Source organism: Lonepinella koalarum (genome assembly GCF_004565475.1).
GTDB lineage: Bacteria > Pseudomonadota > Gammaproteobacteria > Enterobacterales > Pasteurellaceae > Lonepinella > Lonepinella koalarum.
In genome coordinates this window covers 71,401-85,327 of sequence record NZ_SRHX01000006.1, presented here as the reverse complement: position 1 = coordinate 85,327, position 13,927 = coordinate 71,401, and the positions used below count along the sequence as shown (strand labels likewise).

General features: G+C 37.8%; 15 protein-coding genes. 6 read left to right on the top strand and 9 right to left on the bottom strand.

All coding sequences use genetic code 11. The features are described 5' to 3' along the window. The first annotated feature begins 26 nt into the window (after positions 1 to 26). Genes E0709_RS08545 through E0709_RS08535 form a run of 3 tightly spaced genes read left to right on the top strand, consistent with a single transcriptional unit; the run spans position 27 to position 2,669 of the window. Positions 27 to 983, top strand: coding sequence for an oxidoreductase (locus E0709_RS08545; RefSeq protein ID WP_132302469.1), 957 nt, complete (start codon positions 27 to 29; stop codon positions 981 to 983). A gap of 17 nt (positions 984 to 1,000) precedes the next feature. After that, positions 1,001 to 2,296, top strand: a complete 1,296-nt coding sequence (locus E0709_RS08540) for an NCS2 family permease (RefSeq protein ID WP_132302470.1) — start codon at positions 1,001 to 1,003, stop codon at positions 2,294 to 2,296. Positions 2,297 to 2,312: 16 nt separating this feature from the next. Further along, positions 2,313 to 2,669 (top strand): DsrE/DsrF/TusD sulfur relay family protein, encoded by a 357-nt coding sequence (locus E0709_RS08535; RefSeq protein ID WP_132302471.1) that lies wholly within the window; start codon positions 2,313 to 2,315, stop codon positions 2,667 to 2,669. A gap of 60 nt (positions 2,670 to 2,729) precedes the next feature. On the opposite strand, the gene E0709_RS08530 is transcribed toward E0709_RS08535, so the two are convergent. From E0709_RS08530 to moeA, 5 genes are all read right to left on the bottom strand, one after another. After that, positions 2,730 to 3,737 (bottom strand): YeiH family protein, encoded by a 1,008-nt coding sequence (locus E0709_RS08530; protein WP_132302472.1) that lies wholly within the window; start codon positions 3,735 to 3,737, stop codon positions 2,730 to 2,732. Between the two features lie 633 nt (positions 3,738 to 4,370). Next, positions 4,371 to 4,640 carry a sulfurtransferase-like selenium metabolism protein YedF gene (yedF, locus tag E0709_RS08525; protein WP_132302473.1) on the bottom strand — a complete coding sequence of 90 codons (270 nt, stop codon included), beginning with the start codon at positions 4,638 to 4,640 and terminating at the stop codon, positions 4,371 to 4,373. Positions 4,641 to 4,658: 18 nt separating this feature from the next. Further along, on the bottom strand, positions 4,659 to 5,879 hold the full coding sequence (yedE, locus tag E0709_RS08520; protein ID WP_132302474.1) for a selenium metabolism membrane protein YedE/FdhT: 1,221 nt from the start codon (positions 5,877 to 5,879) through the stop codon (positions 4,659 to 4,661). A gap of 165 nt (positions 5,880 to 6,044) precedes the next feature. After that, complete coding sequence (gene moeB, locus E0709_RS08515; RefSeq protein ID WP_132302475.1) at positions 6,045 to 6,767, bottom strand: molybdopterin-synthase adenylyltransferase MoeB; 723 nt, start codon at positions 6,765 to 6,767, stop codon at positions 6,045 to 6,047. A 2-nt stretch (positions 6,768 to 6,769) separates the two neighbouring features. Further along, complete coding sequence (gene moeA, locus E0709_RS08510; protein ID WP_132302476.1) at positions 6,770 to 7,981, bottom strand: molybdopterin molybdotransferase MoeA; 1,212 nt, start codon at positions 7,979 to 7,981, stop codon at positions 6,770 to 6,772. 132 nt (positions 7,982 to 8,113) lie between these two features. On the opposite strand from moeA, the gene folE reads away from it, so the two are divergent. Further along, positions 8,114 to 8,770 carry a GTP cyclohydrolase I FolE gene (folE, locus tag E0709_RS08505; RefSeq protein WP_132302477.1) on the top strand — a complete coding sequence of 219 codons (657 nt, stop codon included), beginning with the start codon at positions 8,114 to 8,116 and terminating at the stop codon, positions 8,768 to 8,770. 278 nt (positions 8,771 to 9,048) lie between these two features. Here folE and E0709_RS12550 read toward each other — a convergent pair whose 3' ends face one another. The 4 genes from E0709_RS12550 to E0709_RS08490 all read right to left on the bottom strand — a co-directional run bounded on the left by E0709_RS12550 (position 9,049) and on the right by E0709_RS08490 (position 12,236). After that, on the bottom strand, positions 9,049 to 9,336 hold the full coding sequence (locus tag E0709_RS12550; protein WP_279387421.1) for an MOSC domain-containing protein: 288 nt from the start codon (positions 9,334 to 9,336) through the stop codon (positions 9,049 to 9,051). After that, a complete protein-coding gene (locus E0709_RS12515) occupies positions 9,309 to 9,605 on the bottom strand; it encodes an MOSC N-terminal beta barrel domain-containing protein (RefSeq protein WP_243640870.1) in 297 nt (98 codons plus the stop codon). The genes E0709_RS12550 and E0709_RS12515 overlap by 28 nt, the downstream gene beginning before the upstream one ends. A gap of 65 nt (positions 9,606 to 9,670) precedes the next feature. After that, a complete protein-coding gene (locus tag E0709_RS08495) occupies positions 9,671 to 11,050 on the bottom strand; it encodes a Do family serine endopeptidase (RefSeq protein WP_132302550.1) in 1,380 nt (459 codons plus the stop codon). A 166-nt stretch (positions 11,051 to 11,216) separates the two neighbouring features. Next, complete coding sequence (locus tag E0709_RS08490; RefSeq protein ID WP_132302478.1) at positions 11,217 to 12,236, bottom strand: branched-chain amino acid aminotransferase; 1,020 nt, start codon at positions 12,234 to 12,236, stop codon at positions 11,217 to 11,219. 373 nt (positions 12,237 to 12,609) lie between these two features. Between E0709_RS08490 and E0709_RS08485 the strand changes: the two genes are divergently transcribed. Together E0709_RS08485 and E0709_RS08480 are read left to right on the top strand one after the other, a co-directional pair. After that, a complete protein-coding gene (locus E0709_RS08485) occupies positions 12,610 to 13,509 on the top strand; it encodes a transcriptional regulator GcvA (protein ID WP_132302479.1) in 900 nt (299 codons plus the stop codon). Next, positions 13,509 to 13,925, top strand: coding sequence for a DUF423 domain-containing protein (locus E0709_RS08480; RefSeq protein WP_132302480.1), 417 nt, complete (start codon positions 13,509 to 13,511; stop codon positions 13,923 to 13,925). The genes E0709_RS08485 and E0709_RS08480 overlap by 1 nt, the downstream gene beginning before the upstream one ends. Positions 13,926 to 13,927 lie beyond the last annotated feature (2 nt).

The window sequence follows — 13,927 nt, the reverse complement described above, 5'->3', positions numbered from 1 at the left end:
TTATTTTATTACGACGAGAACAAAAAATGAATAAATTAAATATCGCTATTGCCGCAGAATTTGATCTTTGTGAAAAAATAGCGGATTTTTTACAACAAAGTGAGCTAAATGTCGGTCAGCTATCCATTGTGGAAATTTATCCTTTCAATGAAGAACAAGGTGTACGTTTTAATAATAAAGCCGTGGCACAAATTGCTACAGAAGATGTAAATTGGGGCGATTTTGATTGTGTACTATTTGCTGGTGAAACAGCTCAGGCGACACATATTGCGAATGCCGCAGAAAGTGGTTGTGTGGTGATTGATATGTTGGGCGTGTGCGCATCTATTTCAGGTGTGCCAGTGGTGGTACCAACCGTAAATGATGAACAATTAGGGAATTTGCGACAACGTAACATAGTCTGTTTGCCGAATCCACAAGTGAGTCAAATTGTTTTAGCATTAGCATCCTTAATGGAACATTATCCATTAAATCAAGTGATTATTAGTTCCTTGTTGCCAGCATCTTATCATAGTGGCGAAACTGTGACTAAGTTAGTCGGGCAAACCGCAAGATTGTTAAATGGCATTCCGTTAGATGAAGATGAACAGCGCCTTGCCTTTGATGTTTCGCCACATCATCATGATTTTTCAGTGCAATTAAGTAAGATTTTTCCGAGTTTGAATGTGGTGTTGCATAGTATTCAAGTACCCGTATTTTACGGTTTAGCGCAAAAAATTAGCGCATTTTCTGATTATGCTATAGATATTGATGTGGTGAAATCTGCATACCAACAAAATGACTTTATTCAATTAGACGAAAAAATAACACCTGTATTAAATGGTGAACAGGAAAATAATGAAGAAACAGTTAAATTGCATATTAGTGATTTGAAAGTGATAGAAAATGGCGTAGAATTTTGGACGGTCGCGGATGAACAACGTTTTAATTTGGCTTTCTTAGCGATCAATTTGTTAGCAAGAATTTTTAATCAACAATCTTAAATACTTAAGGAATCAATATGCTAGAAAAATTTTTTCAGCTAAAACAAAAAGGTAGCAATGCCAAAACTGAAGTGATCGCCGGGATTACCACCTTTTTCACGATGGTTTATATTGTGTTTGTTAACCCATCTGTATTAGGTGTCGCAGGCATGGATACCCAAGTGGTATTTGTCACCACTTGTTTAATTGCCGCATTTGGTACAATTGCTATGGGCTTGTTTAGTAACTTGCCGATTGCTCTTGCTCCAGCGATGGGATTAAACGCTTTTTTCGCCTATGGTGTGGTGTTAAAAATGGGCTATTCTTGGCAAGTGGGGATGGGCGCCATTTTTCTAGGCTCAGTTGGCTTATTCTTGCTCACTGTATTACAAATTCGTTACTGGTTTATGTCGGCTATTCCCAAGGGCTTGCGTGTTGGGATCGGAGCGGGGATCGGTTTATTAATTGCCTTAATCGGTTTCAAAAATATGGGATTAATTATTCCGAATGAGGCTACCTTGGTTGCTTTAGGCGATTTGCACGATCCCACCATCTTGATGGGAATTTTAGGCTTTTTTATTATTGTCGTGTTATCTGCGAAAGGTATTCATTCAGGTGTGTTAGTGTCTATCGTGGTGATTACCGCCTTAGCCTTAATTTTTGATCCTACCGTACAATTTAGCGGTATTATGTCAATGCCACCAAGTTTAGATTCTGTGGTTGGGCAAGTGGATATTGCTGGGGCATTTGATTTAGGTTTGCTCGGAATTATCTTTTCTTTCTTATTAGTCAACCTGTTCGATTCATCTGGGACATTAATTGCGGTGACCACCAAAGCGGGTTTTGCGGATGAACAAGGACGTTTCCCGAAAATGAAACAAGCCTTATTAGTGGATAGTACATCTGCCATGGTGGGTTCATTTATGGGAACATCGGCGATTAGTACTTATATTGAAAGTGGTTCAGGGGTCTCTGTCGGTGGTCGCACTGGCTTAACGGCGGTTGTCGTGGGGGTATTATTCCTATTAACCATTTTCTTCTCACCATTAGCTGGTTTAGTACCCGCTTATGCGACAGCAGGAGCATTGGTGTTTGTCGGCATCTTAATGGCATCTAGCTTAATCGAAGTGGAATGGCATGATTTAACCGAAGCCACGCCAGCCTTTATTACCACCGCAATCATGCCATTTACTTATTCTATTACGGAAGGCATTGCCTTTGGTTTTATTACTTACTGCATTATGAAAGCCTGTACTGGTCGTTGGAAAGAAATCAATGGATCTGTTTGGGCGGTATCTATTTTATTCTTAATCAAATTTATTTGGGTTGGCTAAACAACGAGGACATATTATGCAAAAACTATTATTTATTTTTAACGAATCACCCTATGGCACAGAAAAAACCTTTAACGGCTTGCGTTTTGCGGTAAATTTATTAGAAGAAAATGGTAAAGAAGTGGAAATCAAAGCCTTTTTCTTCTCTGATTCAGTATTAGCGGGGCTTGCAGGTCAAAATCCGAATGATGGTTACAATGTACAACAAACTTTAGAAGTATTAACGGGCTTAGGGGCAGAAGCTAAACTTTGCACCAGCTGTACTAAAGCTCGTGGCATTACACATTTACCGTTAGTACAAGGGGTCAGTGTAGGTACATTGGATGATGTGTCCGCTTGGACATTGTGGGCGGATAAAGTGATCAATTTTTAGTATTATTGATGTGAAGTGCGGTGAAAATTTTCGATCTTTTCACCGCCGTTTATGAGATAATCAGTCAAATAAATTCTGCATTCCCAAATTCACCACAAATCCCCCAATAACTAACCATAAAAATACTAAGAAACCTAAAATTAATGGTTTTATCCCAGCTTGTTTAATGGCACTAATATGTGTAGTTAAACCTAATGCCACCATTGACATCATCAGTAAAATGCCATCCAGTTGAATTAAGAGTTGGACTAAGGGTTCCGGCAATAATTTAAAAGAATTAAACATGGCAACTAAAACAAAATATAATGCAAACCAAGGCATATTAAATTGACTTTTTTGATCGGTTTGGTTTTGTTGTTTGTGTAAATAAAATGACAGTACAATTAAAAATGGAGCAAGCATCATGACGCGTAACATTTTGGTGATCACCGAAATATCAGCGACTTCTGGATTAATATTTTTCCCCGCCGTATAAACTTGAGCCACTTCATGGACGGAAGAACCGATATAAATACCAAATTGGTTATCGGTTAGTCCTTGAATATAATCATATAAAATAGGATAGAGAAACATTGAAATAGTGCCGAAAATCACGATTAATGCAATGGCGACAGAAACCTTATGTGAATCTGATTTTACCACAGGTTCAGTCGCTAAAATGGCAGCTGCACCACAAATGCTACATCCTGAAGCGGTAAGATAGACAATTTGTTTGTCGATCTTCAAGAAATAAATGCCTAATGCATAGGTAATAAAAAAGGTAAAAATCAGCATAATTGCATCACAAATAATGGCATTTGCACCTACATGAGCAATATCTTGAAAAGTGATATGGAAACCATATAACACAATCCCAATACGTAACAATTTTCCTTTTGCAAATGTTACGCCATCTTGAGCTTGATGTTGCCATTTCGGATAAAGCGTATTACCGATGAATAAGCCAAACAAAATCGCGAGCGTTAATGCGCCAAGATGGAACGCATTGGCGATATTCGTTAACGAAAGTATTTTGGCAATGAGCGTAAGAATGCCAACAATAACTAAACCGAACAATGAGTTTTTCATTGCAGTACCCCTAAATCCTAATTTATAAATAAAAAAGTAGATAAACGATTTATTCAAAAGGAATAAATACGTCGAATTAAAAAATCAAATTAACAAAGTATTTTTATTTCACGAAATATCATGAAAAAATAGTCATTATTCATCACTACCCAATTGAAACGTTATCCAAATTTAACCATACAGCGAGCTATTTCCAACGATTGAATAGAGCTCTCTAAGCGCGCTATAGATGAAAAGCAAAAAGCACACTAACTTTAATATGACTTAAAGCGTTATTGCTATAAGCTTAAATAGCGATTAACAATATTTGGATAATATAGGTAATAATTTAATTGACTACAGTTTCTCGCATTATCGGTGTAATCTCTTACTACGTCAAATTGCTGTATCATTTCAGCTAAAAATATTAAGTCTAAAACAGCATTATTAACTAAATTATAGAAACTCGGTTTTAGCCAATTTACAAGAAGTGAAACATTTACCTGATTTCATCGATCATTTTTTAATAGTCATCTTCAGAAATCCATGTAACTGGCGTTGGGGAGAATAAGATGGTTAATTTTTAATTATCATCAATGTAAACTGCGGTGAAAAACTTAACAAGTTTTCACCGCACATTTATTTATAAAAATGTTATTTTTGAATCAAATACCGCAAGGTTGCTCCATCTTGCTCAATGCTTAACATTTTATAACCGTGATTTCTGGCATCAACAGGAATATTGTTAATAGATTGAGCACAGTCGCTTAATACTTCAAGAATTTCCCCGTCTTTTAAGGTCGGCATCGTTTCAAGTGTCGCAATCGCAGGATAAGGACAGGGTTCGCCGAGCATATCTAAGCTGTAAGTGGGGACAATGTCTTTGGGATCTTTATCTAATTTTTCAATGATGGTAAATGCCATATTTATTTCCTTTTTATATTAACGAATAGTATAAGTATTGGTGAGTGCAACACGTTCTTTGGCTTTGCGTAAGAAACGTTTTTCCCACCAAATCACGGCGACTAAACAAATAATCATTAGGCTATAATTGACGATTAATCCACCTACAGCGCCGAATGATTTGAGTAGATTGATTTTTTCATAATCTAGGGCTAGTACCGGAGCAAGATCATCCCACCAATAAGCCAGTAGGGTAGAGCCTGCTACATTACCGATACCGACCCACCAAAAATGTACTTGACCTTCCATTGCGCGATACATCCAGCCTGTTTCACAACCACCAGCAAGAACGATACCAAAACCGAATAATAAACCACCGATAATGGCATTTGGACCAGCCCACATAATTTTCGGATTCATGCCTAGTTGCACATAACTAAATACGCCAATTGTACCGATTAACATACCGTAAATAATGGCTTTACTCATGTAGGCACGTCCGGTTACCCATAAATCTCGGAAAGCCGAAGTAAAGCAAATTTGAGCCCGTTCAATCAATAAACCAAAAGCTAACCCAAACAACATTGCAAAGCCGAGTTTCATTGAATTTTGCATCACATAAAAAGAAAGGAGTAGATAAATGATAAAAATTACCACACCTAGTTTAAAGCGAAATTTCGCTTGATTTGGGTTACTTTCTTTGACTTTGGTCGCCCCTTTGGTGATTTTTAAGGGAACACGGAAAATCGGTAGCAAAGTAAAACGCACACCTGCATAAGTACCGATAGCGGTAGCAATGGTGAAAAACCAAGCATGCACAGAAAATTGTGGAATCCCAGTGAAAAGTGATGCTAAATTACAGCCCATCGCCAATCTTGCTCCAAAACCCGCCAATGCACCTCCCACTAAGGCTTGCACAATACGGATTTTATTTTGTGGCATACGGATTTTGACGTTGTTTGCCCAGAGTGCAGCGGCAATACAGCCCGCAAACATGCCCAAAATCATCACACCATCCACACGATCTAACACTGTACCCTGTAAGCCGATCAGTTTGTAATAGCCCCAGTCGGATAAGTCCACTCCAAGATTTTGTAAAACATGTCCGCCCCAACGCGTAAATTCCCCAGTCACCGCCCAATATGTGCCCGTTAAGCCGAAATAGTAAGCAGAAAGCAAACCAGCAGCAACGACAGCAACCGTGGGATTCCAAAACTTAACGAGATAATTTTGTTTAAATTGTTGCCAAATTTCTTGCATAAAATGTCCATAAAATGTAAGTGAAAAAACACAAGAAAGGTATAACAATGATGATATGAATTGAGATTCAGATTGGCTCATTTCCTATACACAAAACTTGCAATATATCAATGAAGCGCGAAAATATCGCACGAGTGGAATTATAAAGGGAAAAGGGCAATGAAATCAACAAGGCAATTTAATTTCCCGAAAATGCATGGAATACCCGTCAATCATCAATAATCGTCCGGTTAAAACATTTCCGATTTTTAACCGCACTTTGATCGCTTCTAATGCTTGAATTGAGCCAACAATACCCACCAAGGGTGACAAGATACCGGCTTCAACACAACTTAGGCTATTATCACCAAATAATTGGCTTAAATGGCGATAAGTCGGTGTATTGGGTTCATAGGTGAACACTGAAATTTGCCCTTCCATTCGAATAGCTGAGCCGGAAACTAAAGGCACTTTGGCTAATTCACAACAGCGATCTAATTGATTACGGCTTTCTACATTATCGGTACAATCTAGTACCACATCAAACTGCGGTATTAATTGAGCTAATTTTTCTTTATCAAGTTTTTGGTTGAGTGCTGTAATCTCAATATGAGGATTGATGGTCTGCAAGGCAATTTTAGCAGATAGTACCTTTGGCATATCAATTCGTTCATCGGTGTGTAACACTTGTCGCTGTAAGTTAGAAAGCGACACCGTATCAAAATCCAATAAAGTCAAATGTCCTATCCCGGCTGCCGCTAAATACTGACTGGCAGAACACCCCAATCCGCCTAAACCCACAATCAACATTCGGCTATCCTTAAGTTTTTCCTGACCAGCAAAATCCACGGCTTTTAAAATAATTTGGCGGTTATAACGCAGTTCTTCTTGATAAGTTAATTCTGCCATCATTACCCCAATAAATCACTAAATGGCTCAATCATCACGGTCTCGCCTATTGCTACATTGCCACGCGCTTGTTCAAGACGAATAAAACAGTTGCTTTTTACAAAAGCGCTAAACAAATGCGACCCTTGAAAACCGACAGGATAAACTTCAATTTGTCCTTGAGCATTGACTTGATAAAAACCACGCTGAAAATCTAAACGCCCTACGGCTTTTTTCATGGGGGCTACGGCTACCGCGTGTAATAGGGTAGCTGGCTGATAGTTCGCTCCTGATAAACGAGCGATCACAGGTTGCACAAGTTGATAGAAAGTGACTAAGGCAGACACAGGATTCCCCGGTAAACCACAGAACCAAGCATTCGGTAATTTTCCAAAGGCAAACGGCTTACCCGGTTTCATGGCTAATTTCCAGAAATTCACGTTTCCCACTTTTTCTAACACAGTTTTAGTGAAATCTGCTTCTCCTACGGATACGCCACCACTCGTAATTAACAAATCTGCTTGGGCTTGAGCTTGTAAAAAGGCGTGTTCAAATTGTTGTTCATCATCAGGTAAAATACCAAAATCCAACACGTCGCAACCGAGTTTTTCGAGCATTAATTTCACGCAAAAACGGTTAGTATCGTAAATTTGTCCTGTTTGCAATGGTTTTCCTACCGGCACAAGTTCATCTCCAGTAGAAAGCACAGCCACTTTTAAGCGTGGATACACGGCAACTTTCGTAATGCCAAGCGATGCTAATAATGGTAAGGAAACTGCGCTAAGTTTTTGTCCTTTTTTTAGTACCACATCACCCACTTTCACATCTTCTCCAATTCGACGAATATTTTGATTATTTTTCGGTACCGCGGCAAGTGTAATTGAACCATCATCATTGAGCGAGACATCTTCTTGTATCACCACGCTATCCGCCCCTTGTGGTAACATTGCGCCAGTCATGATTCGTACCGCACTTTGTGCCTCCCATTTCCCTGTAAAGGGATTGCCGGCAAAGGATTTGCCAGCTACCGAAAGGGTTAAGGAGTTTTCTACATCTGCCAAACGAATCGCATAACCGTCCATTGCCGAATTATCAAAAGACGGTACGTTAATCGGTGAAATTACATCTTCGGCACAAACTAAATTTATTGCTTGTTCAATGGAAATTTGCTGATGAATGGTTGGCGTTGGTAATGTATTGAGAATTTTATCTAGAGCTTGTTGTAGGGTGAGCATAGTAATCCTATTTGTTGAATATTAATCATATCCCTATTCTATACTAAAACTTTTCATCTCGTTAATGATAATCTCATTTTATTCTTAGCTGAATGTTTGTTAGAATAGCCCATTATTTTATTGGAGTCGTAAATGAGCAATATTTTAGCAGAAGCGATTAAGGTACGAGATGCTTTAGTGGCGAAAGGGATTGAAACCCCGATGATAAACTTGACCAAAAGCAAAGATCAACGTCGTGATGAAATTGAACAAAAAATGCGAGATGTGTTGACGTTAATTGGGCTGGATTTAACTGATGATAGTATTGAAGAAACTCCACACCGTTTGGCGAAGATGTTTGTGGATGAGATTTTCAGTGGCTTAGATTATGCCAATTTTCCGAAGATTACCAACATTGAAAATCGCATGAAAGTGAGCGAAATGGTATTAGTCAATGACGTAACTTTAACCAGCACTTGTGAACATCATTTTGTCACTATTGATGGCACAGTATCAGTAGCGTATTACCCGAAAAAATGGGTGATTGGATTATCCAAAATTAATCGCGTGATAGCGTTTTTTGCACAACGTCCACAAGTGCAAGAGCGTTTAACTGAACAAGTTTTGTTGGCATTCCAAACCATTTTGGAAACAGAAGATGTGGCAGTTTATGTCAAAGCTACCCATTTTTGTGTGAAATGCAGGGGAATTAAAGATAGCAATAGTTACACGGTAACATCAGCTTTTGGTGGCGTATTCCTTGAAGATCGGGAAACACGTAAAGAATTTTTAAGTTTGATTAATAAGTAAATAGTCCACACAAGGTGCTAATTAACGCACCTTTGTTATTTGAGTAGATTATTTTAATATTTGAACATTATCTCCAACCCGAATTATGCCCAAATTTAGCGGAATTAAATTAATCCCAAAAATTGGTTGGTTTTCATCATCTTTACTGACTTTCTTTAAGGTGCGATAAGGTTCCATTTTTTCGTGTAACTGTTTGTGGTCGGGTTTCTTGTTGTCAGAGAGCAGCGTACGCAAGATTTACCATTTAAAAAACGTACTGCGCCAATTTGAATTTTTTGTCATTGATGTTCTTCATTTGGATTTTCACTATCAATCACAATATTAGGACGGAATTGGGTTATTTGGATCGGTGTAGGGCAATGCTGTTGTACAAAATCAAGGGATTGTTGAGTACAAAGTAATAATGGATAGCCGTCAGCAAAAGAAACTGGATTATCGGGAAAATGTTTAATTCTACGTTGTGATTGGTTGCCTAGCCAGCGTAGTTGTACAGGGCGCTTGAGTTTTTCACTAACCCATTGATTTATTTCATCGCTTGCTACATAGGATAAAAATTCCGTGCCCATACTTCATTGGGTTGTAATTGGTTAAAATCGGCATAACGAACAATAAGTTGTGAACCATCTTTATGCACAATTTGTAACCCCTGTGGAATCGGATAAGCGGAAAAATGATAAAGTTCTCCATCTTTGCGTGCGGTAATAAATTTGCCGTTAGGTTCGGTGAGCATAAATTGGCGGTCAAAATTTAACCCTTGTGGTTGTACTAAAGTTTCATAAATACGATGAGCTTGGATAGATTTAATTGGGTAGATAAAGAGTTGGGAAACTTGCATTCTTTTGCCTTAATAATGAAAAAAGTGCGGTAGATTTTACCGCACTTTTAGCTAGATTAGAAAAATTATTGTACTAATAAATAGAAATTATTTTGTCCACGTTTCACATTAAGTGCAATGGCAGATGGTTTTTCATCTAATGCATTACGTAAGTCTTTTAATGTTTTTATTGGTTGACGGTTAATACCGACAATCACATCGCCTACTTTTAATCCACTTTGAGCCGCTGGGGAATTTTTCTCTATTTTTTCGATTTCAATACCTTCTTTACTGTTAGTTAAAGAAGCCCCTTCAAGAGCAGGTAACATATTATTTGTACTGGTTTCACCAGAATTTACAAAATCATCTGCTTGCAAAGTAACCTCGGTTTTTTCTGCTTTACCATCACGTAAATAAGTGAGTTCAAATTTTTTGCCGGCTCCAGACGTGGCAATTTTTGCTCTTAATTCGGCAAAACTTCTAATTCTTTGACCATTTAGCTCAGTAATCACATCACCTGCTTTTAGACCCGCCTTGGCAGCTGCTGAATTCGGTAATACTTCGCTAATAAACGCTCCTTGTTGTGCATCAATATTAAAGGCTTTAGCTAAATCTGCATTAAGTTCTCCACCTTTGATACCTAATACACCACGACGAACTTCACCAAATTCAATGATTTGTTGCACTAAATTGTTTGCCATATTGGACGGAATAGCGAAAGCAATCCCCGCATTACCGCCACTTGGAGAGATAATAGCCGTGTTTATGCCAATCAATTCACCGTTTAGATTGATTAATGGTCCTCCCGAATTACCACGGTTTACCGCTGCATCGGTTTGAATATAGTTTTCGTAAGTACCGCTGTCAGAACCTGTAGAACGACCTAAAGCAGATACGATCCCCGAAGTAACGGTTTGACCTAATCCGAACGGATTACCCACAGCCACAGTAAAGTCACCTATACGTAATTTATCACTGTCTGCTATGCTAATTTCAGTTAAGTTTTTGGGATTTTCTACTTGTACTAATGCCACATCAGATTGTGTATCAGTACCCACTACTTTACCCTTTAATTCTCGTCCGTCTTGTAAGATTACCGTGATTTTATCTGCTTTGTCGATAACATGGTTGTTAGTTAAAATATAGCCTTTCTGTGCGTTAATAATTACACCAGAACCCATACCTTTAAATTGTCTTGGGATCGAACCACCACGGTTACCAAAGAAGTCATCACCGAAGAAAAAACGGAATTCTTCTGGAATATTTTGATTTCTAACAGTGTTTTGTTCTTTACCTTCCACATTAATTGAAACCACGGCAGGAAGCACTTTTTCTAGCATTGGCGCTAGAGTAGGTAAAGTTGTACCAGCTACTTCATTTGGTAGTTCTGCCATTGTAGTCAGTGGGCTGGTTAACACACTTAATCCCAATGCAATAGCCGTTAAGGTAAAACTCGTTTTTTTTATTTTCATAATATTTCCTTTCTAAAATTAAGTGAATAGTTTGCGTATGAATATGACAAGAAAATGGGGAAAATGTTCAGTATTTTCAAGAGATAATTTAGAAAAAGAAGTCTAAAAAGGAAATAGTGCGATATAAAATATCGCACTGAAGAAGATTATTTAAGTTTATTTATTCGACTTTAACCACCCAGCCTTCTGGAGCAGGTTTGTCGCCAAATTGAATACCAACTAATTCTTCGTAAAGTTGACGAGTTACAGGTCCAACATCGGTTTCTGAATAGAAAACATGAAAATCATCACCATTGAGAATACCGCCGATTGGCGTAATCACTGCTGCTGTGCCACAAGCCCCAGCTTCGCTAAATTGATCTAATTGATTAATATAAATATCACCTTCAATCGTTTCCATACCAAAGCGTTCTTTTGCCAAATAGAGTAGTGAGTATTTGGTGATACTTGGTAAAATAGACGGGGAAATAGGGGTGATAAATTTATTGTCTTTGGTAATACCAAAGAAATTTGCTGATCCTACTTCTTCAATTTTGGTGTGTGTGGTTGGATCTAAATAAATACAGTCGGCATAACCTTGAGTTTTAGCTTTTTTACCCGGATAAAGGCTAGCCGCATAGTTTCCACCGACTTTGGCAGCCCCAGTTCCATGTGGAGCGGCACGATCGTAATTGGATACCATAAAATTAGTTGGTTTTAAACCACCTTTAAAATAAGCGCCCACTGGACAAACAAAAATAGAAAAGATGTACTCAGGAGCCGTATTCACGCCGATATTATCTCCTACACCAATCAAGAATGGACGTAAATATAAGGTGGCGCCTGAACCATAAGGTCCAACCCATTGTTCATTAGCTTTCACCACTTGTTTACAAGCGTCAACAAACATTTCAACAGACACTTCAGGCATTAACAAACGTTGGCAACTACGTTGCATCCGTTTGGCATTTTCATCCGGGCGGAATAGATTAATTGAACCGTCTTTACAGCGGTAGGCTTTTAATCCTTCAAAACATTGTTGTCCGTAGTGCAGTGCGGTGGAACCTTCGCTAATATGTAGCACATTATCCGTCACTAATTCGCCTTTTTGCCATTCGCCATTTTTCCAGTAGGCTATATAGCGATAGTCTGTTTTTATATAACTAAATCCAAGATTATTCCAGTCAAGATCTTTCATAATTTATCCTTATTGTATTTAAAAAAGATGATGTCGCTAAATTTACATGATAATGCAAAGATTGAAAACTATTATTTGAGATTTTCTATGGGCTAATGTTAGAATGACACCATAAAAAAACACCGCACTTGTAAAGTACGGTGTTATTACCCCAAGTTTAGGGCGAAATATACAGGAAGTTATGTTCAGTTTCCCGAACAATATGCAAACACAACATAATACTTAATTAAAAGTAAGGAACTTCTAATTAATCAAAGAATTACTCATGATTAAGTATGTTTGTAGTATAATGTAGCTGGATAGACCAGACAATTGAGAAAAATTAATTTGTCACATAAAAAAAACTAATCCTACTCATCAAAATTAGGGAAAAATTATGGGGAAACGTTTACCGCCTTTAAATTCATTAAAAGCCTTTGAAAGTTCAGCTACCCATTTAAGTTTTACCAAAGCAGCAGAAGAACTTTTTGTTACCCAAGCGGCTGTCAGTCATCAAATTAAATTATTAGAAGATTTTTTAGGTATTGAGTTATTTATACGAAAAAATAGGCTGTTAGAACTGACTGAAAAAGGGAAGCTGTATTATGGTGAGATCTCTCCATTGTTGCAGAAACTCGCTCATGTGACGGAGAAAATTATGTCGAAAGACAAATCTCAGTTAAACATCAGTGTACCACAAACTTTTGCTATTCAATGGCTTGTACCACATTTATTTTCATTTAATCAATTATATCCAGATATTGAAGTTCGGATTCGAGCGACAGAACAAGATGAGGGTATCTTAAATAAAGATATTGATGTTGCTATTTATTATGGCTATGGTAATTGGGATAACCTCTATGCGGAGCGATTAGCTAAAGCGGATTTGGTGATATTAGCATCACCTAAATTATTGGAGAAAAAACCGATTCATTCGGCACAAGATTTGCAACAACATCAATTGATTCATATTCATAATCACGATAACTGGCAAATGATGGCACATTTTTTAAATATCGAGTTGCCAAATGTACAAAATGGATGTATATTTAGCCATACATTAATGGCTTTACAAACAGCTTTATATGGTCAAGGATTAATTCTAGCGAATCAGATGTTAGCTCAGCAAGAAATCGATCAAGGTAATTTACAAATAGTATTACCCATGAAATTGCCAGATCCTAAATCTTTTTATGTGGTCAATAATCAGGTTAGAAATAATGAAAAAACGATCCAATCATTTCGCCATTGGATTGTACAAGAAATTGATAAATCAGGAATAAATAAGGAGATATGATGGGAAATAAATTTTTATCGTTTGCCGCCTTGAGCGGGTTTATTAGTGTTGCTTTTGGGGCTTTTGTTTCTCATGGTTTGCAGCCTGAATTTTCACTACAACAATTAAATTGGTTTGATACTGCATGGAAATATCATACTTTTCACACGGTTGCTTTGTTAGCATTAGGCTGGTTTATTTCTGCCACTATGCCACAGAATACACCTAAATGTCGTCAAACTGCGGTGAATATTATCGGTTTTTCATGGCTGTTAGGTATGCTGTTATTTAGTGGTTCACTTTATACCATGGCAGTGTTAAATACTCGCGCCATTGCTATGTTTGTGCCAGTCGGGGGAATAGCTTTTTTATTTGGCTGGGCGACATTATTGGTGGTTTCGGTCCGTTCTAGTTTCGCCAGAAGAGCGACGAAATAAGG

Excerpts from the sequence above, each read along its gene's own strand:
- yedE (WP_132302474.1), bottom strand. The coding sequence starts at position 5,879 with ATGCAAGAAATTTGGCAACAATTTAAACAAAATTATCTCGTTAAGTTT.
- yedF (WP_132302473.1), bottom strand. The coding sequence starts at position 4,640 with ATGGCATTTACCATCATTGAAAAATTAGATAAAGATCCCAAAGACATT.
- moeB (WP_132302475.1), bottom strand. The coding sequence starts at position 6,767 with ATGGCAGAATTAACTTATCAAGAAGAACTGCGTTATAACCGCCAAATT.
- E0709_RS12550 (WP_279387421.1), bottom strand. The coding sequence starts at position 9,336 with ATGGGCACGGAATTTTTATCCTATGTAGCAAGCGATGAAATAAATCAA.
- E0709_RS08540 (WP_132302470.1), top strand. The coding sequence starts at position 1,001 with ATGCTAGAAAAATTTTTTCAGCTAAAACAAAAAGGTAGCAATGCCAAA.
- moeA (WP_132302476.1), bottom strand. The coding sequence starts at position 7,981 with ATGCTCACCCTACAACAAGCTCTAGATAAAATTCTCAATACATTACCA.
- E0709_RS08480 (WP_132302480.1), top strand. The coding sequence starts at position 13,509 with ATGGGAAATAAATTTTTATCGTTTGCCGCCTTGAGCGGGTTTATTAGT.
- folE (WP_132302477.1), top strand. The coding sequence starts at position 8,114 with ATGAGCAATATTTTAGCAGAAGCGATTAAGGTACGAGATGCTTTAGTG.
- E0709_RS08535 (WP_132302471.1), top strand. The coding sequence starts at position 2,313 with ATGCAAAAACTATTATTTATTTTTAACGAATCACCCTATGGCACAGAA.
- E0709_RS08545 (WP_132302469.1), top strand. The coding sequence starts at position 27 with ATGAATAAATTAAATATCGCTATTGCCGCAGAATTTGATCTTTGTGAA.
- E0709_RS08530 (WP_132302472.1), bottom strand. The coding sequence starts at position 3,737 with ATGAAAAACTCATTGTTCGGTTTAGTTATTGTTGGCATTCTTACGCTC.
- E0709_RS12515 (WP_243640870.1), bottom strand. The coding sequence starts at position 9,605 with ATGCAAGTTTCCCAACTCTTTATCTACCCAATTAAATCTATCCAAGCT.
- E0709_RS08485 (WP_132302479.1), top strand. The coding sequence starts at position 12,610 with ATGGGGAAACGTTTACCGCCTTTAAATTCATTAAAAGCCTTTGAAAGT.